Here is a 25713-nt window from a genome sequence, read left to right on the forward strand (position 1 = left end):
AGCCCGGCTCCCGCAGAATCCGTTCCGCGCGAACCCGTTCCGCCGGACCCCGTTCAGTCGGCCAGCGCCAGCACCTCGGCGAACCCCTCGACCAGGCAGCGGTGGAATACCGCCGGGTCGGGGATCGCCCCGACATCGATGTCGATGCCGAACGCGCAGGTGTCCACGTAGGTCAGCAGGGTGACATTGACGGCCGCGCCGATGGTCGGGCCGAACGCGTACTGCTCGACCACCCGGGCACCGCCGAGGAACACCGGAACCGGGATCCCCGGCACGTCGCTGGCCAGGAAGTCCACCCGGGTCAGCACCGACCCCAGCACCTCGCGCGGCACCAGGTTCAGCGCGCCGGCGATCAACTGGGTGTAGGGCAGCGATTTTTCCGAGCGCACCCGGCGGACCCGGCGGTGGATTCGCTCGATCCGGGTGGCCGGATCCAGCTCACCGGCGGGCACATCGAAGCGCATCAGGGTGATGTGGTTGCCGCCCATCGCGTCGGCCTCGGTGCGCAGGCTGATCGGCATGGTCAGGTGCAGCTCGTCGATCTGCGACCCGTGCTGCTCGTGATAGCGGCGCAGCCCGCCGGTGACCCCGGCCAGGAACGCATCGTTGAGCGCCGCGCCGCGGGCGTTGGCCACCGCGCGCAGCTGCGCCATCGGCACCGAGTAGGTGGACAGATCGCGAATCAGGGTGCGTTCCTTCATCAATGGCGATCCGGTCCGGCTGATCGGCCGCACCGTCCGGTACACCGACGCGGCCGTCTCGGCGACCTCGACGACCGCGCCGCGCGGATCCCGCAGGCCGTCGTAGAACAGTCGCGGGGCGGCGGTCAGCGCACCGGTCACCGCCGAGCCCAGCAGCCCCGCCCCGTAGCGCAGCGCGGCCCGGTACTCATCCCAGCGATCGGCCACGGCGCCGCCGGGCGGGTCCGGCAACTCCGGGGTGGGCGCCTCCGGTTGCAGGTCGAACAGCGTCATCCCGATCTGAATGCCGCCGATGCCGTCGGTCAGCGCGTGATGAACCTTGCTGATCATCGCGGCCCGGCCGTCGGCCAACCCGTCGACCAGCGTGACGTGCCACAGCGGCCGGGCGGTGTCGAAGGATTCCATCGCCGCGACCCGGCACAGCTCCAGCAGCGCGTCGGTGTCCGCGGGGGGCGGGGCGGCGATCCGTCGCACGTGGTAGTCGAGATCGAAATCCGGGTCGTACTCCCAGCGCGGCGGGGCCAGCACCGGCGAGGCCACCACCCGCTGCCGGAACACCGGCAGCACCCGCGACAGCCGGTCGAAGCGGTGGGTCACCGCATCCCAGTCCGGGCGCTCATCGAGGATCAGCAGGCTCACGATCGTCGATCGCAGCCGCGGATCCGCCTCCATCGCCCAGGTGAAGGCGTCGCTGTTACTCATGAATTCGGCCATGTGCACTCCCGCGCCTCAACCTACGGTGACGACGGTGATCCGGGCGGGTTTTGCCTGGTGTCGACGGCTACTGCGGCGGCTGCTGCTCGGGCACCGGGATCGGAATCGGCGGCAGCCCGGGGATATTCAGGTGCGTGGTGGTCATCCGCGGCGGGGTGGTCGTCGTGGTCGGGGTGCTGGTGGTCGTCGGCGGCGTCGTTGTCGTGGTTGTCGTCGTCGGCTCGGTCGTCGTCGTCGTGGTGGTGGTCGTCGTGGTGGTGGTCGTCGTGGTCGTCGTGGTGGTGGTCACCGGCGGTTCGGTGGTCGTCGTCGGCGTCCACTCCGGGGTCGTGGTCACCGGCGGCGGGGGCGGGGGCGGCGGCGGTTCGGGTGTCTGTTCGACGGGCGAGGGCTCCGGCGGCGGCGGCGGCAGCTTCGCCTTCGTGGTCACCGGCTCGGTGACGCTCGGGGCCGACTCGATCGGCTTGGCGTCGTTGGCCAGGTTGTAGATGACCGACCCGAAGGCGAACAGCGCGATCAGGCCCGCGCCGGCCACCGCCAGCCCGGGCAGCCGACTGCGCCGCGGGCGCGGCGCGGCAATCGGGTCCGCGTCGTCGTACTCCACCCGCGGGCGCGGGCCGTCGGGCCGATACGGGTTCTCGGCGCTGCCGAAATCGGCGGCACCGAAATCCGCGCTGCCGAAATCGATCTCGCCGCCCTGATAGGGCAGCGGATCGGCGACCGCGTCGGCGGCCTCAGACCAGGCCAGCCCGCCGCCGTCGGTGCCGGCTCCGGCGGCCGGGTTCCGGGCGGTGTCGGGCTCGCCGACCGCCGGGGCCAGCCCGGTCGCGGCCGACGCGGTCGCCGCGGACATCCCGGTCGCGGCGTCGGCGTCCGGGCCGCGGGCCGACAGCAGCGCCGCACCGATCGCCCCGCCCTGCCCCGACCACGCGGTGGTCAGCACCGGCGCCTGGGACAACTGCGAAAGCCGTTGCGTGACAAGGGGGATCGCCGCTCCCCCACCCACCGTCGCGACGGCGGAGATCCGCGCCCACGGAATCCGGCCGCGGTCCAGCAGCTGCTGCAGGGCGTCGAGCACACCGCCGAGCCCGCCGACCATCAGCGCGTCGAGCTCGGCGCGGGTGAACCGCACCTCCACCCGGCCGGCGCCCTCGGGCAGCTCCAGCGGCAGCGTCGTGACGGTCTGTGCCGACAACCGTTCCTTGGCCCGACGGGCCTCGCCGCGCAAGGTCGCCAGCGAGCCGACGGCGGCGGTGGCCGCCGGGTCCAGGTCCCCGCGCGCCTCCAGATCGGCCAGCACCGCCGCGAGCACCGCGGCATCGATCTGGTCCCCGGAGAAGTCCGGATACCGGACGGTCTCGCCGAGCTGGGCGAACCCGGCGTCGGCGTCGAACAGGGTCATGCTGGTGCCGCTGGCACCGAAGTCCAGCACCGCGATGACACCGTGGCCGGGCAGCCCGGGATCGGTCTGCAACGCGGTCAGCGCGGCGGTGGCGTCGGGCACCAGCCGCGGTGCCACCCCACCCGGGCTCAGCCGGGCGTCGGCGCGCACCGCATTTTCCAGGGCCCGGCGCACGCCCGGACCCCAGTACGACGGCACCGCGAGTGTCACCGCACCCCCGGCGCCGCCGACCGCGCCGACCATCGAGGCCAGCGCCGCGGCCAGCAGCCGGTCGGCCGGATGCGCGGAGCCGTCGGGGGCGACCAGCGGAATCGGGTCGCCGACCCGCTCGACGAAGCCGCGCAGCACCAGGCCGGGCTCGGCGGCGGCAAGTACGGGATTGTCGGCGGGTGTGCCCACCTCGGGCGGTCGCTGCCGGAACAGCGTCAGCACGGATCGGCGGGTCACCGGCGGTGCGCCCACCCGCGCCGCAACCAGGTGCATGGCGCCGATCGACAGCCCGGTCGGGTCAGTCACCCGGCCACCATATCGGTCGGGCGCCGTCGCTCCGGCCTCCGACACCCCTACCCGAGGGCTTGGCCGCCGGGCCGGTGGCCGCTACAGGACGGTCAGCGGCAGCGATTCGCGCGGCGCGAAGACGAACGCCGCCCCGCCGCTGACCTTGACCACCGCGACCTCCCCGGATTCCCGCAGCGGCCGCTCACGGTGCCCCAGGGTCATGGTCCAGTCGTCGGCGGTGCCGTCGATCTCGACCGCCAGGTGGGGGTCGATTGCGGTGGCGATGGCCTGCAGCGCCTCGGTGTGGCCGGGGCCGCACAGCGTGATCCAGGCGCCGTCGTCGTGCGCGGCGCTGCGGCGCACCCGCATCCGGCCGTCGCCGAACTCGGCGTCGACGTAGCCGGCCGGGTTGACCAGCGGGTGCAGTTCCAGGGTCCGAAGCACGCCCTCGGACCCGCCGGGCAGCCGCAGCGCGCGGTGGATCCGCTCGGCGGCCACCCCGGCCAGCCCGGTGAGCTGCTTGGTGCAGATCTCGGTGAGCTGGGCGGCGTCGGCGGCGCGCAGCTGCACGGCCAGCACGAACGACAGGTGCAGCAACTGCATCTGCAGGCACACCTCGTCGGCGATGCGGACCAGCGCCGAATGCGAGTAGGCGGCGAAGTCGAAGTCCGACAGCAGCTCGCCGGAGTAGTCCGCCCGGCCCTGGTCGGCCGGGTCGATGTCGGCGAGTTCCCAGCTCGCGGCCCGGGTCGCCTCGATGATCGCCAGCGGCGGCAGACCGGTGACCTCCGGGTTGTCCTCGTCGATATTGACCGTCCAGTGACAGTGCGGGGACCGGTCGGCCGGGGTGCGGGGCGGGCGGTGAATCGGGCGGACCTGCGCCTTCGGGTTGGTCGCCACCGCGGTGGCGTCGAAGGTCGGGTCCTCGATGTCATGGCACATGCCGGTGACGTAGTCCTCGCCCATCGGTTCGACGTCGAGCAGCGCGCCGCAGTGGTCGAGGTAGAACTCACCGTGCCAGCGGTCGTGGACGATGTAGCGGAAGTCCATGAACTGCGGCGGGGCGCCGATGTCGAGCTGCAGGCCCTTGAAGATGGTGTAGATGTCGGTGCCCTCGTACTTCAGCGCCTTCTGCATCCGCCGGGTGTAGACCGGGCTGGCGCCGGACCACTCCTCGATAGCGATCTGCAGCATCTCCTCGCGGCCGAAGTTGACGATGCACCACGCCATCCCGGACCGGTCGATGAGCTGGCCGATGAGCAGCAGCTCCGGCACGAGGGTGGCAAGTTCCTCGCGGGACAGGCTGGCGAAGCGGCTGGGGGTGGGGCTGGGCTTTACCGTCACCAACTAAACATAGAGTTGACAATGTTATTAAGTCAACAATGCTATAAAGAAGACGATGACGAACCGCTCGACGGCACCCACCCGCCGCACCCAGGCGCCGCGCCGGCGCGGCGACCAGACGCGGGCCAAGATCATCGACGAGACGGTGCGCTGCATCCTCGAGGAGGGTTTCGGCGCCGCCACCGCCAAGCACGTCGCCGAACGCGCCGGGGTCACCTGGGGAGTCATCCAGTACCACTTCGGCGACCGCAACGGCCTGCTGATGGCCGTGGTGTCCGACGGGGTCGCCCGGCTCATCGAGCGGCTGTCCGGCGCCCGGGTCGCCGACCTGCCAACCCGCCGGCGGCTGGAGACCGTCATCGACATCGCCTGGGAGTGCTACAGCAGCCCGACGTCGATGGCCGCCCTGGAGATCCTGCAGGCCACCCGAGGCGGCGATCCGCAGCACCGACACCTGGCCGAGATGAACACCGCCACCCAGGCGCTCGGCCGGCTGATCTCCGACGACCCCGCCGATCACCCGGTCGCCGAGGTGATCTGGGCGGCGCTGCGCGGCATGGTGCTCGCGCAGTTGATCGTCGGGCAACCGCTGGACTGGCGCGCCGAACGGGCCACGCTCACCGAGATGGCCGCCCGAACCCTGGCCGGCGGGCAATAATCGCGGGCATGGACGAGCTGCGGGACGACGATCTGCGAAACATCGAGGCGCTCAAGTACCGCTATCTGCGGGCCCTGGACACCAAGGACTGGGACACCTTCACCGACACCCTGACCGAGGACGTCGTCGGCAACTACGGTTCGGCGCCCGACGGTGTGCCGCTGCGGTTCACCGACCGCGCCTCGCTGGTCGGCTACCTGCGCACCGCGATGCCGGCCGCGGTGATCACCGAGCACCGGGTCGGGCACCCCGAGATCACCGTGACCGGCGACGAGGCCACCGGCCGCTGGTACCTGCAGGACCGGGTGATCCTCGCCGAGGCGAACTTCATGCTGATCGGCGCGGCGTTCTACGCCGACACCTACCGGCGCACCCCGGACGGCTGGCGGATCTGCGCCACCGGCTACGAGCGCACCTACGAGGCGACGATGTCGTTGCAGGGCTTGTCATTTCACCTCACCCCGGGTCCCGCCCTGCACGGTTGACCCGCTATTTCGAGATGGCGATCAGCGCACCCGGGCGCAGCCAGCCGATGATCTTGGTGAGCATGCCCGGATCGATCGCGACGCACCCGGCGGTCGGCCCGCCGTCGGTGTCGTGCAGGAAGAACGCGCTGCCCTTGCCCGGCGTCCGGGCGGCGTTGACGCCCATCACCACCGCCTGCGCGTACACCGGGATGTCCAGGTTCTCCGTCGGCGCGGCGGTGCTGAACGGGCAGTCCGCCGGCGCGCAGACCGCCATGGTGTTGTACAGCGGGCTGTTGACGTCACCGACCCACCAGTGCTGGGGGCCGACCTGTACGTAGGGCAACCCGGAGCCCGGATTGGGTTTGGTGCCGAACGCCGAGTTAAGGGTGAAGATGCCCATCGGCGTCGCCCCGGAACCCTCAAAGGTGTTGCGCGAGATGCCCTGCCCACCGACCTTCGCCGGGATCCCGGCACCCACCGGCGCCCAGCCGGCCGGGCCGCGCTGCCAGAGGTCCACGGTGGCGTTCGAGCCGCCGGTGCCGACCACCGAGATGACCTGGGTGGCATTGCCGACCTGCCCGCCGAACCACGGTCCGGCGGCGTACCCGGGGGCGACGACGACCAGCGCGATGACCAGCGCACCGGCCACCGCGCAGCACAGATCGACCAGCCGGCGCATCCAGCCATCGTCACGACCGGCTGCCGCCGGGGTCAAGTCAAGCTTTGGTCACGGCGCAGGGTCATTCGCTGGAAAAGTCAGTCGCCGGGAAAAGTGAATACCGCCGCCGCCGGCCCGGAACTACCCTGGAGCGATGGCGCCGACCATCAACGCCGAGGCGGTCCGGTACCTCGAGCTGCTGGGGCTGCCGCCACCACCACCGATCCCGTCGGATCCGGTGCTGGCCGGCACGGTGCTGACCGAGTGGTGGGCCCAGGTGCTGCAACTCGCCGCGAACTGGGGTGATCCCGCCGACGCCGAGCGGGTCGCCCGGGAGCAGGCCGAGCGCGAGCTCAAGGCCGCCGACGCCGCGGCCAAGTTCCCCGCCAACGAGGAGGCCTCCGCCCGGCAGTTGGCCGCGGTCGACCCGGGCGGCCAGGGCGATCAGTTCGCCCAGCAGATCCCGCAGTTGATCAGCGGCCTGGTCGGCGGCCTGACCGGTGGTCTCGGCGGGCTGGTGGCGCCGCTGAGCCAACTGCCCGCCCAGGCCGGTCAGCTCGGCCAGCAGCTCGCCGAGCAGCTGTCCTCGGCCGCCGGTCAGGCCGAGCCGCCCGTCGAGGACTGGCTCGACGACCCGCTGGGCGACGAATTCCTTTCCGGCGCGGACGGATTCGGCTCGGATGGATCCGGCGGCGCGGGTCCCGGCGGTGCGGACGCACCCGGGTCCGGGCCGACCACCCCCGCCACCCTGCTCGGCCCGCCGCCGGCCCCGTCGGGCGCCACGGTGCCGACGTCGGGCCGCAGCGTGCCCGTCGTCCCGGCACTGCCCGCACCGCACGCAGCGCCGATCGCGCCGGGGGTTGGCGGGATGCCGATGATGCCGGCCGCACCGTTGGCCGGCGCGCCCGCCGGTGGCGGCGGGGCCGAGCCGACCGGCACCCGGCGGGTTTCGGTGCCCACGGTGCGCAACGGCGCCCCGGTGCAGGGCCGGATCGATGCCCCGCCGGCCGCGCCCGCGGTCACCAAGCGGGTCGAGGGCCGGGTCACCGCGACGCGGCGGATCATCGTCGAACCCCGCGGGGGCGACCGGGCCGATTAAGGTGTCCGGATGGCCCGATCATTGCCCGGCAGCCGCGGATTCCAGGAGATCACCGAGGGACTGAGCACGCTGGACCGGGAGGTGTTCGACGCCGTCGCCGGCACCGAGACACCGCTGCTGGACGCCATCCTGCCGCCGCTGACCCGCGCCGCCGACCACTCCAAACTGTGGATGGGCATCGCCGCGCTGCTGGCCGCCACCGGCAACCCGTCGCTGCGCCGGGGCGCGGTGCGCGGGCTGCTCACCCTCGGGGTCACCAGCCTGGTCACCAACCAGGTCGCCAAGCGGATCTGGCGCCGGGAACGCCCCGGGCACACCGCGGTCCCGCTGCTGCGGCGCATCCACCGCTACCCGCGGTCGAACTCCTTCCCGTCCGGGCATTCGGCCAGCGCCGCGGCGTTCGCCGTCGGCGTCGGGATGGAATCCGCGCCGGCCGGGCTGGCGCTGGCCGGGCTGGCCAGCCTGGTCGGACTGTCCCGGGTCTACACCGGTGCGCACTACCCCGGCGATGTGCTGGCCGGGTTCGGCATCGGCGCGGCGGTCGCGGTGGCCGGCGCCCGGCTGGTGCCGCCGGTCGTCGATACCAAGCTGCCGCCGACCGAGCCGCTGACCGTCGACACCCCACCCCGGGTCGACGGCGCCGGCCTGGTGGTGGTGATCAACCCGGCCTCCGGCAGCGGCACCGGAACCCGCGTGCTGCAGCAGATCCGCCAGGAGCTGCCGGCCGCCGAGATCGTCGAGCTGACCTCCGACGACGACGTCGCGCAGGTGCTGCGCAGCGCGGCCGGCCGCGCCGAGGTGCTCGGCATCGCCGGCGGGGACGGCACCGTCGGCACCGCGGCGGCGGTCGCGCTGGACACCGGCCTCCCGCTGGCGGTGTTCCCGGCCGGCACCTTCAACCACTTCGCCAAGGACATCGGCTGCCCAACCCCGGCCAAGACCATCGCGGCAGTGCGGAACGGCACCGTCAGCCGGGTCGACCTGATCCGGCTCAACCAGACCCATATCGTCGTCAACACCGCCAGCATCGGCGCCTACCCGCAGTTCGTCGCCACCCGGGAGCGTTACGAGAAGCGGATCGGCAAGCCGCTGGCCGGCGGCTACGCACTGTGGAAGACGCTGCGGGGCGAGCGGTCGGTGCGGATCCGCTACGACAACACCACCATCGAGACGTCGCTGTTCTTCCTCGGCAACTCCATCTACCTGCCGGCCGGGTTCGCCCCGGCCCGCCGCACCCGGATGGACGACGGCCTGATCGACGTCCGGATCCTGGAGGTCGGCCGGCGGTTTGCCCGGCTGCGGATCCTGTCCGCGCTGGCGCTGGGCCGGCTGACCCGCAGCCCGCTGTATCACGAGCTGCAGGTGCCGGAGTTCTCCTTCACCGCCGTCGACGGCCCCACCCCGCTCGCGCACGACGGGGAGGTCAGCCCGCCGCTGACCCAGGCGTCGTTCGCCTCGCTGTATCGGGCGCTGCCGGTGTTCCGTCCGCCACGCTGAACGGCGGGCACACCCACCGGCAGAACGCGAAGTAGAGGTATCCCAGCGCCCACCCGGCCAGCACGTCGGAGGGGTGGTGCACGTTCAGCACCACCCGGCCGACGCCGGTCGCCACCACCAGCGCCACCCCCGCCCACAGCGCCGGGGCGCGCCAGCCGGCCGGCAGGTCGCGCAGGTACACCGTCAGCAGCGCGGCCACGATGACCAGCAGCCCCAGCGCGTGGCCGGACGGGAACGACAGCCCGTGCGCGTACACCAGCGCGGTGTCCGGGCGGGCCCGGCCGGCCAGCCACTTGGCCAATTCGGTCACCGCGGCGCTGAGTTCGACGCTCAGCAGCAGGAATGTCGCCACCCGCGCCCGGCGGCGGACGAACTCGACGATGATCAGCACCGCGACCAACCCCCGCAGCACCACGGTGCCCAAGACCGTGCAGAACACGTCCCAGCCGGTGACCCAGCCCGGCCGGCCGACCGCGAAGTCGTAGCAGTGCCGCAGCGCCCAGTCGTCGGCGACCCGCAGCCAGGACCAGTCGGCGGCGAAACCCACCCACATCAGCAGGTAGACGGCGGCCGCGGCGACCGAGAGGGCGAGGGTCAGCCGGTGACGGGTCATGCGTTCACGACTACCACACCGACACCGGGGTTAACATCGACAGCCGTGGGCGTAACTCCGCAGACCGAAGACCCGCTGGACCCGCCGCTGCCGGTGCCGGACATGCCCGGCGGCGAAGCCGGTCCGCGCGGCCTGCCCGCCCGCGCCGACCTGACCTGGGCGCAGCGCGCGGTGGTGGACGCCTCGGCGGCCGCCGACTTCGGGTTGCGCACCGCGATCTCCTCGCTGGTGGGCGCGGCGTTGCTGCCGCCGATGGTCACCGGGCTGCTGCGCGGCAGCGAGACGATCGCCGAGCGGCGCAATCTGGCGTTCTACGCCGAGCTGGCCGCCGCGCGCAGCGTCGCCACCTCCTTCCCCGCGCCGACCGACCCGCCGAAGGTCAGCACCCGCCCGGCCGGGCCGGTCGCCCAGTGGGTGGCGCACGGCCGGGTCGAGCAGGTCCGGTTCGCCAGCGGCTTCCGGCCGCTGAACCCGGAGCTGCGCGGGCTGTGGGCCGGGTTCGAGCACAACAACACCGTGCACGCCCAGCACTGGCGCCACGATGACGGGCCGCGGCCGACGCTGTGCGTCATCCACGGTTTCCTTGGCTCGCCGTATCTGTTCAACGGGCTGTTCTTCTCGCTGCCGTGGTTCTTCAAGTCCGGCTACGACATCGTGCTGTACACCCTGCCGTTCCACGGCCCGCGCGCCGAAAAGGGTTCCCCGTTCAGCGGTTACGGCATCTTCGCCAACGGGATGGCCGGCTTCGCCGAGACCATGGGGCAGGCCGTCTACGACTTCCGCTCGCTGATGGACTACCTGGAGTTCACCGGGGTGGACCGGATCGCGCTGACCGGGATGAGCCTCGGCGGGTACACCTCGGCGCTGATCGCCAGCACCGATCACCGGCTGCGCGCGGTCATCCCCAATGTCCCGGTGGTGGAGCCCGAGGCGATGTTCGACTCCTGGTTCCCAGCCAACAAGCTGGTGGCGCTGTCCCGGCTCGGCGGCGGGGTCAGCCGCGCCGACGCGCGCGCCGCCTCGGCGTATCACTCGCCGCTGAACTACCGGCCGCTGGTGCCGCGGGAACGCCGGCTGATCATCACCGGCCTCGGCGACCGGCTGGCGCCGCCGGAGCAGTCCGAGGCGCTCTGGCGGCACTGGGACCGCTGCGCGCTGCACTGGTTCCCGGGCAACCACATCCTGCACGTCAGCCAACCCGACTACCTGCGCCGGATGACCCGGTTCCTGGCGCCGGTGATGTTCTGATCCCGTTCAGAACCGGCCGGGCTCAGCCCGCGGCGACCCGTTCGTCGAGCACCGCGGGCCAGGACAGTTCGCCGAGCACCTCGACCGAACCCGGCCGGGCCAGCACCGGATCGGTGGACATCGGGTGCAGCGCGGCCAGCGCCGCACGCTGACGCCCGCGCACCGCGGTCAGGGTCGGCAGCGGCCCGTCGGGGGCCGGGGTGTCCGCGCTGCGCACCGCCGCGGCGACGGCCAGGCCCGCCGCGCTGATCTCGGCAACCGTCCAGATCTCCGCGGACTCCAGCGCCCACAGTTCGGCCAGGGTGTCGGGCAGCTCGTCGTCGACGGTGACGGCGTAGCCGCTGACGAAGCCGGTGGACCCGTCGGCCACGGTGCGCCACCGCTCGGCGGCGGCCGGGCCGAGCAGCTCGGGCACCTCCAGCTGGCCGGTGACCGCGGTGGCCTCCCAGCCCAGCTCGCGCAGCGCGTCGGCGAGCCGGCGGGCCACCGTCTCGGCGGTCCGGCGCAGCGGAATGTCGGGGCCGCGGCCTTGCAGCGCAACAAGATTCGGGGTGGCGGCGACCGTCAGCCCGATGAAGGTGCTGCGCCGGTCCGGGGTGTCGCGGCTGGCGATCCGGACCGATTCGCAGCGGATCCCGTATCGGTCGAGGTAGCCGGCGATCAGCGGCAGCGGCAGTTCCTGCGGCACGTCGTCCTCGTCGTGGACGGCGGCCGCGGGCCGAACCTGCAGCACCGCGGTGGTGCGGGCCTGCGTCGGGGTGTGCTCCAGCAGCTCGGGCGCGCCGGGCTCGCGGCGCCGCCGCGCCAGCATGGCGATCCGCCGGCCCGCCATGGTGCTCAGGTGCGCGCCGCGCCACCACGGCAGCAGCAGCACCGCGACGGCCACCCCGACGCCGAGCACCCAACGCTGCCCCACGGTGTGCCACGGGTAGGCCATCGCCGCGGGCACCGCGCACAGCGCCACCAGGGTGAGCCGGCCCGGCCCGGGCCAGACCATCGTCGGTCGTCGCATGCTCAGTGTTCCTTTCCTGGCCCGGCCGCGGCGAGGCGGTCGGGGTGGTCCTGGTCGCGGCGGCGCACCGCGACCGCGGTGCCCGCCACCACCAGCGCCAACACCCCGGTGACGGCGAAGGCGATGTTGCGGGCGGTGTGATCGGGTGCCGGCGCCGGGATCGGCGCGGCGATGGCGGTGGTCTGCGGCCCCCGGGCGGTGGCGGGCAGCTCCCAGGTCAGCGCGGCGACCGGGTCGACGGTGCCGGCGCCGACCAGGTTCGACGGGGCCCGGGCACCGTTGTGCGCGGTGCCGGTCAGGCGCTCCACCACCTGGCCGGCGGACAGCTGCGGGAAGCGGCTGCGGACCAGGGCGGCCACCCCGGAGACGTAGGCCGTCGCGTAGCTGGTGCCGCTCAGTGCCCGCAGCTTGCCCTTGTCGTCGGGGGTGCCGTCGGCCAGGCCGCCGTCGGGGGCGTTGGACACCGACAGGATGTTCTCCCCGGGCGCGGAGATGCCCAGCCACGGCCCGGGCATGCTGAACGACGACGGCGCCCCGGCCGGGCCGAGCGCGCCGACCGACACCACGTACGGCTGCCACCAGGACGGCACCGACACCGAGGTGACCCCCGACCAGTCCCGCGGATCGGCCGGATTACCCAGCCCGCCAAGCGGATTCGGTGCGCAGCTGCCGATGTTCGCGGCGCCGGAGCCGGCATTGCCCGCGGCCGCCACGATGACGGCATCCTTGTCGACGGCGGCGTAGCGCAGCGCCGCCCCGAGCGCGTCCTGGTCCAGGGTGTTGTCCGCGGGCAGGCAGGTGGTGACCGAAATGTTGATCACCCGGGCGCCGCGGTCGGCGGCCCGCACGATGGACTGGGCCAGCGAGGCGATGTCGGCGCGGGCCCGCTCCAGGGCGGGGTCGGCGCCGGGGGTGTTCGGCGAGAAGCGCGGGGAGGCCTGCCGGATCGAGATCAGCCGGGCCGCCGGGGCCACCCCGGAGAAGCCGCCATCGGGCTGGCCGGCGATGATGCCGGCGACCAGGGTGCCGTGCCCGTCGCAGTCGGTCAGGCCATCGCCGCTGCCGAGGAAGTCGCCGCCGCCCTCGACGTTGGGCAGCAGCCGGCCCGGCTGCACGCCGGTGTCGATGACGGCCACCGTCTGGCCCTCCCCGCGGGAGAACCGCCAGGCGCCGTCGAGGTTGAGCAGTTGCGCCGCGGCCGGTACCGCGGCCGGGTCCGCACCGGCCCGCAGGCCGGTGGTCACGCAGGCGTTGCGCTGGGTCATCGGCACGCCGCCGCCGGACGGCGGGGCCGCGGAGTCGGGAACGGTCGGCGGGGTGATCGCCGAGGCCGGCGGGCAGGACGCCGCGACGGCGGCGACCGCGGCCAGCGTTGCCAGCCCGGCTCGGCCCGCACCGGTGCGCCGTCGGGTCACCGCTGCAGCACCAGCGCGAAGATCCCGACCAGGTAGGCGATCACCGGGATCAGCGAGGCGTCCACGCCGGCCGACAGGAAGCCCACCAGCCGGCGGATCGGCAGCGAGTAGCCGTCCGGGTCGGCCAGCCTCGGGTTGCCGGCGACGATCAGCCAGCCGCCGGTCAGCACGGCCAACGCGACCAGGGTCCACAACGCCGAGGCGTAGTCGGCCTGCCAGACGAACAGTCCCAGCAGCGCCACGGCCAGCAGGAACGGCTGGGACAGCAGCCAGGTCTTGCAGACCGCGGAGTCCCACACCCGGGCCCGCAGCACCGAGGCCAGCGAGGTGCCGCCCACCAGGTACCAGGCCCAAACCCCGGCCGGAGCCTGGCCGGCCACCGGGACGACGACGGCCAGCGAGCCCAGCACGGTGAGCGCCACCGCGGCGGCCAGCAGGCCGCTCTGGTGGGCGTCGGCCCGCTCGACCCGGCGCGGCAGGTCGGCCAGCACCGAGCGGCTGGGCGCGGCGGGAACCGGATCGCCGGGGGCGGGGATGACCGGCAGCGGCAGCCGCGCCCACACCGCCGACAGGCCGGCGGCCTGCACGGTGACCAGCAGCGCGGCCAGGATCAGCCCGGCACCCAGGGTGGCCAGCGGCAGACCGGGCCACAGCACGGCGATGCCCGCGGTGACCGACAGCGCGGCACCGACCACCGCGACGGCGGTGAACAGCGCGGTCCGGCGCGCCGACAGGATGACGTTGATCGCCGCCCACGCGGTGACGCCTGCGGCGCCGAGCAGCAGCTGGGCGGCGCCGAACTCGCCGGGCACCGCCAGGGTGAAGGCCGCCGCGATCGGGACCAGGGCGGCCACCGCCGGGACGTCCCGGCGGTCGCGCAGCGTCAGCGCGGTCAGCACGGCGATCGCGGCGGCCGCGCTCACCACGTACAGGCCGGTCACCGAGCCGGCCGAGAGCCGGTAGGCCACCCCGACGCCGGTCACCGCGAGCAGCAGCAGCACCGCCGCGGCCCGGGCCAGGGTGCGGATCCGGTCGATGCCCCAGCCGGTCAGCCGGGAGCGGGAGAAGATGACCGCCGCGTCGGCGATGTCCTCGACGACGCCGGGTGCGGCGGGGCCGGCCGGGACCGGCACCAGGGCCAGCAGGTCGCCGTCGACCACGCCGACGGTGTCCAGGCTGGCGTCCAGGCTGTACGGCGCGCCGCCGATCGGAGCCAGGCTGCGCCGGCGCGCGGTCGGCGCGGCGGTCTCGGCGGACTCGGCGGACTCGGCGGAGTCGTCGTCCAGGTGCACCAACCGCTCGACCGCGGGCATCACCTCGCGCAGCGGAACCTCGGTCGGCAGGGCGATCTCGACGATCCGGCGCTCGGCCAGGACGGCGACGCGGACGATGGGCAGCACCGGGGCCGGCAACACCGGGTTGTCCAGGGTCTGGGTCATGCGTGGGTCTTCTCTCTGCTGGGTGGGTCTCGTACTGAAGTTGTGGTCGCGGTCAGACCGCGAAATCCCGGGTGAGCCGGGCTTTTTCGAACCAGTGGCCGGTGGCCAGGGTGGCGGTCAGTTCGTCGAGCGCCCGCGCGATCGCCAGCGGGGTGCCCGGGGTGAAGGTGGACACCCACTGGCCGTCGTTGGCGCGGGTTGGGGTGACCAGGATCCGGCCCTGGGCGGAGTCGACGATGCCCAGCCCGACCTCGGTGGTCGCCTCGGTGCCCTCCCCGCGGCCGCCCGCGACGATCTCGGCGTAGCTGCGCTGGCCGGTGTACACCGCGGCAACGACGTCGCGGGCCCCGCGCGGGATGCCGAGTTCGGCCACCACCTCGGTCACCGGCGCGCCGCGGCGCAACCGCTCGTCGGCACGCGCCCCGGCGCGGGCGGGCAGCGCGAACTCGGGGAACCGGGCCGGCGCCGCACCGGGCAGGCCGGCGGTGACCACCGGCACCAGCCCGGCCGGGTCGACGATGTCCATCGCGCTCAGGGTGATCAGCCCGCCGCTGCGCAGCGCCACCACCACCCGGCCGTCGCGCTGTGCGACCACCCCGCGCAGCACGTCGTCGGCGTGCCCGGACCGGCCGACGAACCGCAGTTCCAGCCAGCGCTGCGGGAAGCAGACCGCGGACACCCAGCGCGCGACGGACGCCGAGATCGTGCCGTCGGCGCCGATGACCTGCAGCCGGCGCAGTTGCTCGCGCTGCCGCTCGGCGAACGCGCCGCGCTCGGCGTCGTCGGTGAACGGCACGGTGATGGCCAGCACCCAGGGGAAGGAACCGGCCCCCACCTCGTCCGCGATGAACCAGGCCGCCTCGGTCGTCAGCTCGACGGCGTTAGCGGCGGCCACCGGTCAGACCCACTTGGAGCCCTCGGCCTGATCGCGGGCCATCATCGACATGGTGTTCTGCTCGTGGGTGCCGGCCATCGCGCGGTAGGCGCGCACCAGCTCATCCATGGCGGTGTTCCACTGCGCCTGCCAGGCCTGGTAGGTCAGCCCGGTGTCACCCTGCCAGGAGGCGTGCAGGGCGGCCTGCTCGGCGGCGATGTCGGCACCGACGCCGGCCAGCGTGCCGGAGTAGCCACTCATTTCGGCGGCGGTACCCAGCATCGCCGGGTAGTTGTACATGATCTGTCCCATGGCGAATGTTCCTCTCTAGCTGTTGTTTTGGGCGGTCAGTTTCTGGGCGATCAGAAGGTGCCGTAGCTGCCGGCGGCCGCGCCGTCCTGCGCGACGTAGGAGGCGCCGGCGTCGCCGAGGTTGATCTGCGCGACGTCGAGCAGCAGGTTGACCTTGGCGGCCACCTCCAGGAACCGGGCGTGCGCGGCCTGGAACGCGGCCGAGGACTCGCCGCGGTGGAAGGCCTGGGCGGACAGCGCGGACTGCTCGGCGCCGTTGATGGTGGCGCGCATCAGGCCGGCCTTCACGCCGAAGTTCGCCTCCGAGGCGACCAGCTGCGGGATGTGGGCGTCCAGAAAGCTCATGGTGATTCTCCGATCGGGGTTGTTGTGCCGGGCCGGTTTTCAGGGCCGGGGTGGATGGGAACTGCGGTGCGGCGGGCCGCGTCAGCGTTCAGGTTCAGCCGGCGGCCCCCCTTCGTTTCCGGGCGGTGCGTCGCGCCAGCCGCCGGGCAGCAGCGGACCGGCGGGCCCGGTGCCGTAACCGTCGTCGGGCAGCGCGGTCAGCCCGGTGGCGGTCTCGGTCTGCGCCGGTGTGGTCCCGGAGAACGCGCCGGCCGCGCCGACGGTGCCCGCCCCGGGCCCGGCGGCCCGGGTGGTGGCGGCCGGGGCGGGGCGCCCGGCCGGCTCGGCGGCCGGCGGCGGAGTGCCGAGGTCGTCGTCAAGGGTCAGGTACTCGTCGCGGTTGCCCTGGTCCTTGATGGCGGCGCCGCGGCGGCGCCGGGCCCGGCGCTTGGCGGCCGCGGCGGCGGCGATCGCGGCGGCGGCCGCCGGTGCCGCCAGCCCCTGCGCCGGTGCCTGCGCGCCGGTCCGGTCGGTCAGCGTCGGTCCGACGCCCTGCTCGGGATCCATCCGCACCGCGTAGCCGATCATCGCCGCGGGCGCGGCCGGGGCGGGCGCGGCGGGGGCGGCCGGTGCCGCGGGGGCCGCCGGGGCGGCGGGCGCGGGGGGCGCCCCGGCCGGGGTACTCGGGGCGACGGTGGTGGCCGGGTAGTGCTGCTCGGCGCCGGGGGTGCGCTGCTGGCCGGGCTCCTCGCCGGGCTGCTCCATCCCCTCGGGGCCCAGGTCCAGCTGGCTCAGCACGCCGCCGACGACGCCGAGCCCGGCCGCGGCGATCAACGGCAGCCACAGCGGGGCGGTCAGCATCGTTCCCCAGAACCCCCAGCCGAACACCTGGAAGAACGCCTGGTAGCCGACGACCAGCAGGAACGGCAGCGCGGCCGCCGGGTTGGCGATCATCCAGCTGAGGGTGTCCAGCGGGTACTGCAGCAGCCGGGCCAGCTCGGCGCCGCCGGGCATCGTCGGGTTGTCCAGGTAGCTCGCCAGCGCCTTGATCAGCGCGTTCTCGCTCCACCAGTCGGGGGTGAGGTTGCCGCCGGATTCGCCGGCCTGGGCGGCCGCGGCGGCCTGCGACGGTGCGGCGGCCAGCGCGGCGACCTCGCCGCCGGGGGCCATCACCATCGGCGCCGGGGTGGTCGGCGGCGTCGCGGCCACCATCGAGCTGGCCACCGCGTCGTAGCCGGCCATCGCGGTGGCGGCCTGGATCCACATCCGCACGTAGTCGGCCTCGTTGACGGCGATCGGGATGGTGTTGATGCCCAGGAAGTTGGTGGCCAGCAGCACCCCGTGGATGACGTGGTTGGCGGCCAGTTCCGGCAGCGTCGGCATCATCGCCAACGCCGCGGTGTACGCGCCCGCGGTGGTCTCCTGGGCCAGCGCGGTCGCGGCGGCGTCCACCCCGGCCTGCTCCAGCCAGGCCAGGTACGGGCCGTGCGCGGCCGCGTACTGCGCGGCGCTGGGGCCCTGCCAGGATCCGGCGTTGACCGCGCCCAGGATTGCGGTGAGTTCGGCTGCCGTCGTGACGTATTCGGCGCCCAGACCGGTCCAGGCACCGGCGGAGGCCAGCAGCGCCGCCGGGCCGGGCCCGGCCGACAGCAACGCCGAATGCACCTCCGGCGGGGAGGCCAACCACACCGGCGCGGTCATCAGAGCCCGCGGGCGATCAGGTAGGTGCCGGCGGCCTGCAGGTCACCGGTGCTGTAGCTGACGCCGGACTCGCCGACGCCCATCCCGGCGCGGCCCAGTTCGGTGACACCCTCGCCGGCCAGCGCGGTGTGCTGGGCGCCCTTGGCGCTGAACCCGACGGCGGAGCGCAGCGAGACCGGGTCGGCGGCCGGCGGGATCACCGCGCTGATGGCCGGGGCGGCCGCGGCGTGCACGGCGGCCAGCCGGGCGGTGAGTCCCTCCACCGCGGCTCCGGCGGCGGCGAGCCCTTCGGGCAGCACACGAAGTGTCATGATCCGAACTCCTCTCTCTTATCCATCGATGTACTGGAACGGGTTGCGCTGGAAGCGGATTCGACGGGCTGCGGGTTGATCAGCTGCAGATGCGTCGGGCTGTCGCCGTGGTCGAGCAGCATGCCGCGGCCGGCGGGCAGCCGCGCGAATCGGTGGCCGCGGATCTTGCCGCCCTCGGCCGGATTGCCCGACAGCATGATCGTGGTGGCCTGCAGATCGTTGAGCCGGCGCAGCAGCGGGCTGGTCATCAGCAGATGCCCGGAGCCGGTGGCCCGCGCGGTGACGATCACCCGCAGGCCCAGGTCGCCGGCCTCGGCCAGCAGCCCGACCAGCGGGGTCCACGGCCGCTGCCCGACGTATGGGCCCGACAGCGCCGGGCTGTCCGGAATGGCGTCGACGTCGTCGATGATCAGGTAGTGGACCCGGTCGTCCGCGCCGCCGCGGAACGACCAGTCGGCCAGTTCCGCCGGGCTGAGCCCGGCCGGCGGACGACGGCCCTCGATCAGCCCCGCCAGGCCGAGCATGGCCGGGGTGATCCGGTCGATGTTGGCGGTGTACTCGCTGTCGCCGAACAACGGCTCGTCGACCAGGTGCAGCCGCCGGTCGATGACGGTGAAGCCCACCGCCGCCGGGCCGGCGTCCTCGCGCAGCGTCCGGATCAGCTGGCGCAGCAGCGTGGTCTTGCCGGTCCGGGTGTCGCCGAACACCATCACCAGCGGGTTCTGGGCAAAGTCCAGCGCGACCGGGGCCAGGTCCAGCTCGCGCTGGCCGATCACCACGCGCTCCGGGGCGCTGAACAGCGGGGCCACCGTGGCCGGTGCCAGGTAGGTCGGCAGCAGTCGCACCGCGGGCGCCCGGCGGCCCGGGTGCCGGGCGTTGAGCTCGGCGACCATCCCGGCCTGCGGGGCGGCGAACAGGAAATGCTCGGCGGCCATGGTCAGGCCGCGGCCGGGCTGGTCGATCGGCACCGATTCGGCCGGCCGGCGGATCGCCCCGACCACCCGGACGTTGCTGTCCCGCACGTCGGGCAGCCGCAGCTCCAGCCGCAGACCCAGACCGTCGCGCATGGCCAGCGGCACCTCCAGCCAGTTCGGCGTGCTGATCACCAGGTGGATGCCGTAGGCCAGGCCGGAGTTGGCCAGCTCGGTCACCTTGGCCAGCAACGGGTTTCGGGTGTTGAACTGGTCGGTGTTGTCCCGGGAGAAGCCGTAGAGGTTGTCGATGACCAGGAACACCTCGCCGTAGCCGTCGTCGTACCCGCCGCCGGCCCGGGCACCGCCGGCCTGCCGGGACTCCAGCAGCGTCTCCAGCTCGCCGAAGGTGCGCCGGATCCGCTCCGGCTCCAGCGGGGAGGCCACCGAGCCGACGTGCGCGAGCCCGGCCAACTCGGCCAGCTTCCCGCCGCCGTAGTCCAGGCAGTAGAAGCTGACCTCGCCGGGGGCGTGCAGCGCGGCCGCCGACAGCATGAAGGTCTGCAGCGCGGTGGACTTGCCGGCCTTCGGGCCGCCGTGGATCAGCAGGTTCGCCGCACCGGAGGTGGCGTCGAAGATCAGCGGGTCGCGGCGCATCTCGAAGGGCCGGTCGATCTCGCCGAGCGGCCAGCGCCGGCCGCCGTGTGCCAACGGCGTTTCGGCCAGCAGCGTGGTCAGCGCGATCGGCTCGTCCAGCGGCGGCAGCCACAGCGCGGGCGCGGTCGGGCCGTAGCCGGCGAGCTGCTCACCGATGGTGGCGATCAGCTTGCGCGGCGGGCCGAGCGGCTCGTCGGCGCCGGGCAGTTCGATGATGTCCTGGTCGGCGTCCACCGCGCCGGCGCTGAACCGTCGGGGCCGCGGAACCGTCGGCACCACCATGGTTCTGGCCGCCCGGGGCGGCTCGTAGATGCCGTCGACGTAGGTCGCGCGGAACTTCACCGGGGTGGAGCCGGGGGCGGGCACCAGGAAGCCCTCGCCCTTGTGCTGCTTACCGGATTCGATGTGGTACGCGTCGTCGACGCCGATGATCTGCCGGGAGATCGCCGGGCTGGCCACCTTCAGGCCGATCCGGTAGGAGGTGTTCTTGTCGATGTCCTTGATCTTGCCGACGTCTAGGGTCTGCGACGCGAACAGCAGGTGGATCCGGAACGAACGGCCCTTGCGCGCAACGTAATCGAACAGTTCGGCGTACTCCGGGTGGTCGGCGAGCATCAGGGTGAACTCGTCGGCGACCACCAGCAGGGTGGGCAGCGGGTCCAGATCGTGGCCGGCGTCGATCGCGGCCTCGTATTCGGCGACCGAGTTGAACGCGCTGCCCTGGATCGCCCGGCCGGTCTCGCGCAGCAGGTTCTCCCGCCGGGCCACCTCGCCGCGCAGCGTGTCGGCGAACCGGTCGGCCAGCGACTTCTTCTCGGCCATGTTGGAGATGACGGCGACGACCTGCGGGAAGTTGCGGAAGATGTCGGCGCCGGCCTCGCCCTTGAAGTCGGCGTAGATGACGATCAGCCGCTCGGCGGAGTGGGTCGTCAACAGCGACAACAGGATTGACATCAGGGTCTGCGACTTGCCGGAGCCGGTCATGCCGATCATCAGGCCGTGCGGGCCCATGCCGCCCTCGGCCTCGTCCTTGAGGTCGAAGTACAGCGGTTCACCGGTGGCGGTGACGCCGATCGGCACCCGCAGCTCGTCCTCGCGGCGGCGCGGGGCCCACAGCGTCGGCACGTCCAGCGCCGAGGCGTCGGCGATGTCGAGCAGGGTGTTGAAGGTGGCGCCGTTGGTGGCGGCCGAGCGCAGCCCGGCGTGGGTGGGGTTGGAGTCCCAGCGGGCCAGCGCGCGGGCCAGGTGGGCGGCCTCGGCCACCGCCAGCGTGTCGGCGGCGTCGATCTCGGGTTCCCAGCCCGAGGACTGCCAGCGGTCGATCCGGCCGTCGGTGACCCGCAGGATCGGCCGCTGCGGATCCGGGTACTGGTCGCGGCCGGGTTCGATGTCCCCGGCGATGCTGATCACGGTCACCCCGGCCAGCCCCTCGGACAGCACCGAGGCGGACAGCTCGTAGCCCGGATCGTCGACGACGATGATCAGGTGCCGAAGGCCGTGCTCGTCGGCGCCGTCGAACAGCGGGCGGGCGGCCAGCGCCGGGCCGATCGCGGCGATCAGCCCGTCGGCGCTCGGGCTCAGGTAGCGAGCCGGCCCGAGGCCGTCCACCGCGCCCGGGACATCCACGTGCGCAACCCATTTCAGCCAGGACCAGTCGGCGGTCTCCAGCCCGGGGCTGGCCAGCGCGACGCCGAGCACGGTTGGGTCGTGCCAGGTGACGGCCTGGGCGATCCAGGCGCGCACCGCGGCGCGGGCCACGGCGGGGTCACCGGCCACGGTCACCTGGGAGATCCGGCCCAGCTTCAGACCCGACGGCGCGTCGGGCAGGGTGCGCTGGGCGGCCAACAGGGCGCGCAGCGCGGTGTGCGAAACCGGCTCCAGGTCGACCTCGTCGGCGGCGTCGGTGACCTTGAGGGTGGCGTCGAGGGCGACCTCGGACAGCCCGGTGCGCAGCAGCAGGAAGTCCGAGTCGTCGGGGTCGCGTTCCCACTGCCTGCGGGTGCCGGCGAACGCGGCGAGCTCACCGGGGGCCGGGTGCGACCAGTTCAGCGCGGCCCGCTGCTCGCCGGCCTGGGCGCGGATGTTGTCGCGGACCACCGACAGGTAGCGCAGGTAGTCGGCGCGCTCCATGTCGACTTCCTCGGTGCGCATCCGGCCGTCGTTGCCGCGGTAGAGCGCGGTGGCCGCCAGCAGCAGCACGAACGGGAAGAACAGCATCTGCGGGGACAGCACCCGCATGCCGCTGGCGAACAGCGCCACCACCATGCCGACGATCAGCGCGACGATCAGGTACGGCAGCACCCGGCGCAGCAGCGAGGCCGGCACCACCCGGGGCAGCTCCGGCGGCGCCTGGATGACGATGTTGCCGCGGCGGGTGGCCGGGCGCGGCAACCGGCGGCGGCTCTCGAAGATGAGTCTGCTCATGGTTACCGGTTCTCCGTGAAGGTGGATGCGACCAGCGCATCGGTGGGTGCGAGCGCGGGGCCGGCCGCCAGCAGCGACAGCATCGACCACGGGATCGGCAGCGGCGGCTCGGTCAGCCCGAGCGCTGCGGCGGTCTTGACGGCCTCCTCGGCGCCGGCGGCCTCAATGCCGTAGCGCATTCCGGTGTCGGACACCCAGAACAGCGAACCGTCCGCGGGTGCGGCCGGCGCGGAGCCGACGGTCTGCACCAGGTAGCCGCGGCCCGGGGCGATGGCGACCCGGGCGGCGGCCCCGCCGACCTGGGTGACGGCCCGCGCGGCGTCCTGGACCGGCAGCGTCGCGCCGCTGCGCAGGGTCAGCGTGCTGGTCGCGGCGCCGTCGGCCTTGGCCCAGCTCACGCAGGTGATCGGGGCGCCGGCCGGGTCGACCAGCTTGAGCCGGGTCTGCGGGTAGCCGGCGGTGTCCAGCAGCCGGGACACCGGCAGCCGGCTGATCTCGTCGGAGCCCAGCCGCGGCGGCTGGGTCAGCCCGTGCGAGTCGGTGTTGCGCAGGATCGCCGCCAGCACGCCGGAGACCGGTTGCAGGCCGTCGGGCAGCACCGCGAAGTGGTTGATGGTGTTGTCGGTGCTGTAGGACACCAGCACCGCGCCGACCGGTGCGTCGACCGACAACTCGAAGCCGGGCTTGTCGCCGGCGCCGGGGATCACCGGGGCACGCAGCGCGGCGGCCTCGGGCACCGCGTTGAACAGCGCGACCGACACCGGACGGGGGACGGGTTGCTGGTCGCCCCAGCCGAGCGCGGCGGTCACCGCCTGGTCGCGCAGGTCGATCGGGCTGCGCCGGCCGTCCCACAGCAGCCAGGTTCCGGTGCCGTTGTCGACGAGCACCGCGGCGCCGGGGGCCAGCGCGGCGGCCCGCTCACCGCCGGCGGCCGGCGGGCCGGCGATGACGGTGACCCCGGCGGCGGCGCTGCTGGGCGGGCCGTCGCACACCGTCCAGTCGGCGTCGCGGGCGGTGTGCTGCACCATCCGCTCCGGCGCCCCGGGGATGCCGATCAGCGGGCCGCGGTCGAACCGGTCGAGTTCCTTGGCCGAGACCGCCTTGGGGTTGACCGGCTTGCCGGCGATCAGCCGGGCCGAGGCCAGGTTCAGCACCGGGTGCAGCTCGTCGTTGACCCGGACGTAGAGCGCCGAGGTCTCCCGATCGGCGAGCACCACGTCGTTGCCGGCCACCCCGCCGGGGCGCAGCAGCGAGAAGATGAAGCAGCCGATCAGCCCGGCGACCACCACCAGCACGCCGGTGGTCAGGGCGCGGGACTGGCTGCGCAGCGGGTCGACCAGCATCCGGGCGTCGTGCAGCGCCACGCCGGAGGCGATCCGGCGCATCAGGAACCGCCAGCCGGTCACCTGGTGCTTGGTGACGAAGCCGCGCCGGTAGGACACCCGGTCGGGGTTCTCGTTGACCGGGCTGCGGGAACTGAAGCCGCGGCGGTCGTCGTCGTTGGGACTGGTCACGCCGGGACCGCCAGTCCGAGGCCGCGCAGCAGCGGGGTGACGGAGTTGCGGACGTCTTGGGCGGTGATGGTCATCAGGGCCTCATCGGTGAAGTCGTCGGTGCCGGCGAGCTCGGAGTGATCCAGCCGGAATTCGCGCTCCTCCTCGGAGCGCTCCACCACGTTGCGGACGAACCGGCCGTTGCCGGCGATGTCCAGGCTGCGCCGCGAGACGCCCTGGGAGTCCGGGGCGCTGGCGGCGGCCAGCTCGGCGAACAGTGCCTGCAGGGTGTCCAGGGCGGCCTGCTCGAACACGCTGTCGCGCTGGGCGGCCATCGAGGTGGCGATCTCCACCAGTTCGGCGGCGCTGTAGGACGGGAAGTCGATGCTGCGGGTGAACCGCGAGCGCAGCCCCTCGTTGGTGTCCAGGAACCGGTCCAGGTCGGCGCGGTAGCCGGCGATGATGACCACCAGCCGGTCCCGGTCGTTCTCCATCCGGGCCAGCAGGGTGTCGATGGCGACCAGCCCGAAGTCGTTCTTGGCGCCGGTGGCGACCAGCGCGTAGGCCTCGTCGAGGAACAGCACGCCGTCCAGGGCGCTGTCGATGATCGCGTTGGTCTTGGCCTCTGTCTCACCGATGTGCTGGCCGATCAGGTCGGCCCGGTGGACCTCCTTGACGTTCTCCCGCTTGAGCAGCCCCAGCCCGCAGTAGATCTTGGCGACGACGCGGGCGATGGTGGTCTTGCCGGTGCCGGGCGGTCCGGCGAACACCAGGTGGTGGCTGCGCTGGGCGACGGCCAGGCCGCGTTCCTGGCGCAGCAGTCCCATCGCCACCGAGCTCTTGAGCCGGGCCACCTGCGTCTTGACCTCGTCCAGGCCGATGAAGTGAGTCAGTTCCTCCTCGGCCTCGGCCAGCAGCTGCGCCTTGCGCTCGTGCGCACCGGGGTCGATGAAGTCGTCCTCGCTGGGTTCGGTGCCCGGGTCCCACGGGTCGGTGCGGGCGTCGATGCGGGCCGCGGTGGTGGTGACGATGCCGTACGTCGGGTCCGACAGCGCGGCCTCGACCTCGGCCTTCTCCGGGTTGGCGGCGTACAGGTCGGCCAGCACGTCGGCGGCCTCGCCGTCCTCGCCGTGGCCGCGCAGCGCCAGCGCCTTGGCCAGCGCGCCGTCGACGGCGGCGACCGGCACCGGGCCCTCGGGCTCCTCCAGGTGCGACAGCGCGGGGGCGAACATGCCGAGCCGGGCCAGCGCGGTGCCCAGCGCCATCCGGGCGGCGTGGGCGAACAGCGCGTCGAGCCGGGGATCGTTGACGACGGGGGTGAGCAGCCGCACCACGTCGGCCCAGCGGTGCGCCCGGTAGTGGACGGCCGCCGACACCCAGCGGGCCTCGGGCCAGTCCGGCCGGTGCGCCAGCACCGCGGCGACCCGTTCGTCGGCCTCGGCGAACCGGCCGGTGCCGGCCAGTGCGGCGGCGTAGGCGAGCTGGTATTCGTCGGCGGTGGCGGCCCGGAACTGCAGGTAGAGCCCGGTCTCGTAGTCGAAGCCGAGGGCGCGGGGGGCCAATTCGGCGCGCCGGGACAGCAGCCCGGCGGTGCCGGCGGTGCGGGCGGCGGCCTGCAGCACGTCGGTCGATCGGTCCCCGGCGGCGGCCAGCCCGACCCAGGCGTCGCACTGTTCGTGGGCGACCCGGGTCAGCGCGGCGAAACCGGTGCGGGCCGCGGCCAGGTCGGCCGGCCGGCGCCGGTCGTAGACCGTCAGCCCCAGCGCTTTGCAGCAGGTGGCGAACCTGCTGACCACCTCGGCGTCGGCGCGCAGCTCGCGCACCGATCCGACTTCACTGCCGTTTGTCATGGCTACCCGTGTGGGCGCGCGCGGCGGCGCGACCCACCAACCCCTTCAGATAGATATGCCTAAGCTAACTTGCGGAAGTTAGCATTGCATAA

21 protein-coding genes are annotated in these 25713 nt (G+C 73.5%); 5 read left to right on the forward strand and 16 right to left on the reverse strand.

All coding sequences use genetic code 11. The features are described 5' to 3' along the window. Positions 1-53: 53 nt before the first annotated feature. The 3 genes from G6N10_RS11945 to G6N10_RS11955 form a co-directional block, all read right to left on the reverse strand. Positions 54-1415, reverse strand: coding sequence for a wax ester/triacylglycerol synthase domain-containing protein (locus G6N10_RS11945; RefSeq protein WP_085094552.1), 1362 nt, complete (start codon positions 1413-1415; stop codon positions 54-56). Positions 1416-1482: 67 nt separating this feature from the next. Continuing rightward, the gene (locus tag G6N10_RS11950; RefSeq protein WP_085094554.1) at positions 1483-3333 is read right to left on the reverse strand and encodes an Hsp70 family protein; all 1851 of its coding nucleotides are present in this window, start codon (positions 3331-3333) and stop codon (positions 1483-1485) included. An 81-nt stretch (positions 3334-3414) separates the two neighbouring features. Further along, positions 3415-4659 carry a hypothetical protein gene (locus G6N10_RS11955; RefSeq protein ID WP_085094556.1) on the reverse strand — a complete coding sequence of 415 codons (1245 nt, stop codon included), beginning with the start codon at positions 4657-4659 and terminating at the stop codon, positions 3415-3417. A gap of 55 nt (positions 4660-4714) precedes the next feature. Here G6N10_RS11955 and G6N10_RS11960 point away from each other — a divergent pair, with 55 nt between their 5' ends. After that, positions 4715-5317: a TetR/AcrR family transcriptional regulator gene (locus G6N10_RS11960; RefSeq protein ID WP_085094558.1), complete on the forward strand. Its 603-nt coding sequence runs from the start codon at positions 4715-4717 to the stop codon at positions 5315-5317. Positions 5318-5325: 8 nt separating this feature from the next. Then, positions 5326-5802: a nuclear transport factor 2 family protein gene (locus G6N10_RS11965; protein ID WP_085094560.1), complete on the forward strand. Its 477-nt coding sequence runs from the start codon at positions 5326-5328 to the stop codon at positions 5800-5802. A 4-nt stretch (positions 5803-5806) separates the two neighbouring features. Here G6N10_RS11965 and G6N10_RS11970 read toward each other — a convergent pair whose 3' ends face one another. Beyond that, complete coding sequence (locus G6N10_RS11970) at positions 5807-6463, reverse strand: L,D-transpeptidase family protein (RefSeq protein ID WP_085094561.1); 657 nt, start codon at positions 6461-6463, stop codon at positions 5807-5809. Positions 6464-6596: 133 nt separating this feature from the next. Between G6N10_RS11970 and G6N10_RS11975 the strand changes: the two genes are divergently transcribed. Further along, positions 6597-7541, forward strand: a complete 945-nt coding sequence (locus G6N10_RS11975) for a WXG100-like domain-containing protein (RefSeq protein ID WP_085094562.1) — start codon at positions 6597-6599, stop codon at positions 7539-7541. 9 nt (positions 7542-7550) lie between these two features. Next, entirely contained in the window at positions 7551-9038 is a 1488-nt protein-coding gene (locus G6N10_RS11980) for a bifunctional phosphatase PAP2/diacylglycerol kinase family protein (RefSeq protein WP_085094564.1), read from the forward strand. Here the strand turns inward: G6N10_RS11980 and G6N10_RS11985 are convergent. Next, complete coding sequence (locus G6N10_RS11985) at positions 8965-9651, reverse strand: phosphatase PAP2 family protein (RefSeq protein WP_085094566.1); 687 nt, start codon at positions 9649-9651, stop codon at positions 8965-8967. The genes G6N10_RS11980 and G6N10_RS11985 overlap by 74 nt on opposite strands. A gap of 102 nt (positions 9652-9753) precedes the next feature. On the opposite strand from G6N10_RS11985, the gene G6N10_RS11990 reads away from it, so the two are divergent. Then, a complete protein-coding gene (locus G6N10_RS11990; protein WP_085094591.1) occupies positions 9754-10899 on the forward strand; it encodes an alpha/beta hydrolase family protein in 1146 nt (381 codons plus the stop codon). A 22-nt stretch (positions 10900-10921) separates the two neighbouring features. Here the strand turns inward: G6N10_RS11990 and eccE are convergent, their stop codons facing one another. The 11 genes from eccE to eccA all read right to left on the reverse strand — a co-directional run bounded on the left by eccE (position 10922) and on the right by eccA (position 25621). Then, positions 10922-11911, reverse strand: coding sequence for a type VII secretion protein EccE (eccE, locus tag G6N10_RS11995; RefSeq protein ID WP_109750454.1), 990 nt, complete (start codon positions 11909-11911; stop codon positions 10922-10924). A gap of 2 nt (positions 11912-11913) precedes the next feature. Continuing rightward, on the reverse strand, positions 11914-13326 hold the full coding sequence (gene mycP, locus G6N10_RS12000; protein ID WP_085094568.1) for a type VII secretion-associated serine protease mycosin: 1413 nt from the start codon (positions 13324-13326) through the stop codon (positions 11914-11916). Beyond that, positions 13323-14738 carry a type VII secretion integral membrane protein EccD gene (gene eccD / locus G6N10_RS12005; RefSeq protein ID WP_163742681.1) on the reverse strand — a complete coding sequence of 472 codons (1416 nt, stop codon included), beginning with the start codon at positions 14736-14738 and terminating at the stop codon, positions 13323-13325. The genes mycP and eccD overlap by 4 nt, the downstream gene beginning before the upstream one ends. Positions 14739-14817: 79 nt before the next feature. After that, positions 14818-15660 carry an ESX secretion-associated protein EspG gene (locus G6N10_RS12010; protein ID WP_085094572.1) on the reverse strand — a complete coding sequence of 281 codons (843 nt, stop codon included), beginning with the start codon at positions 15658-15660 and terminating at the stop codon, positions 14818-14820. 3 nt (positions 15661-15663) lie between these two features. Next, entirely contained in the window at positions 15664-15951 is a 288-nt protein-coding gene (locus G6N10_RS12015; protein ID WP_085094574.1) for a WXG100 family type VII secretion target, read from the reverse strand. A gap of 50 nt (positions 15952-16001) precedes the next feature. Continuing rightward, entirely contained in the window at positions 16002-16295 is a 294-nt protein-coding gene (locus tag G6N10_RS12020; protein WP_085094576.1) for a type VII secretion protein EsxS, read from the reverse strand. Between the two features lie 81 nt (positions 16296-16376). After that, entirely contained in the window at positions 16377-17975 is a 1599-nt protein-coding gene (locus tag G6N10_RS12025; RefSeq protein ID WP_163742396.1) for a PPE family protein, read from the reverse strand. Continuing rightward, positions 17975-18286 carry a PE family protein gene (locus tag G6N10_RS12030; RefSeq protein WP_085097399.1) on the reverse strand — a complete coding sequence of 104 codons (312 nt, stop codon included), beginning with the start codon at positions 18284-18286 and terminating at the stop codon, positions 17975-17977. The genes G6N10_RS12025 and G6N10_RS12030 overlap by 1 nt, the downstream gene beginning before the upstream one ends. Next, the gene (gene eccCa / locus G6N10_RS12035) at positions 18283-22278 is read right to left on the reverse strand and encodes a type VII secretion protein EccCa (RefSeq protein WP_085097396.1); all 3996 of its coding nucleotides are present in this window, start codon (positions 22276-22278) and stop codon (positions 18283-18285) included. The genes G6N10_RS12030 and eccCa overlap by 4 nt, the downstream gene beginning before the upstream one ends. Before the next feature lie 2 nt (positions 22279-22280). Next, the gene (gene eccB, locus G6N10_RS12040) at positions 22281-23792 is read right to left on the reverse strand and encodes a type VII secretion protein EccB (RefSeq protein ID WP_085097393.1); all 1512 of its coding nucleotides are present in this window, start codon (positions 23790-23792) and stop codon (positions 22281-22283) included. Next, positions 23789-25621 carry a type VII secretion AAA-ATPase EccA gene (gene eccA, locus G6N10_RS12045; protein WP_085097390.1) on the reverse strand — a complete coding sequence of 611 codons (1833 nt, stop codon included), beginning with the start codon at positions 25619-25621 and terminating at the stop codon, positions 23789-23791. Before eccA ends, eccB begins: the two co-directional genes overlap by 4 nt. Positions 25622-25713: the final 92 nt, after the last annotated feature.

The organism is Mycolicibacterium fallax, from assembly GCF_010726955.1.
GTDB lineage: Bacteria > Actinomycetota > Actinomycetes > Mycobacteriales > Mycobacteriaceae > Mycobacterium > Mycobacterium fallax.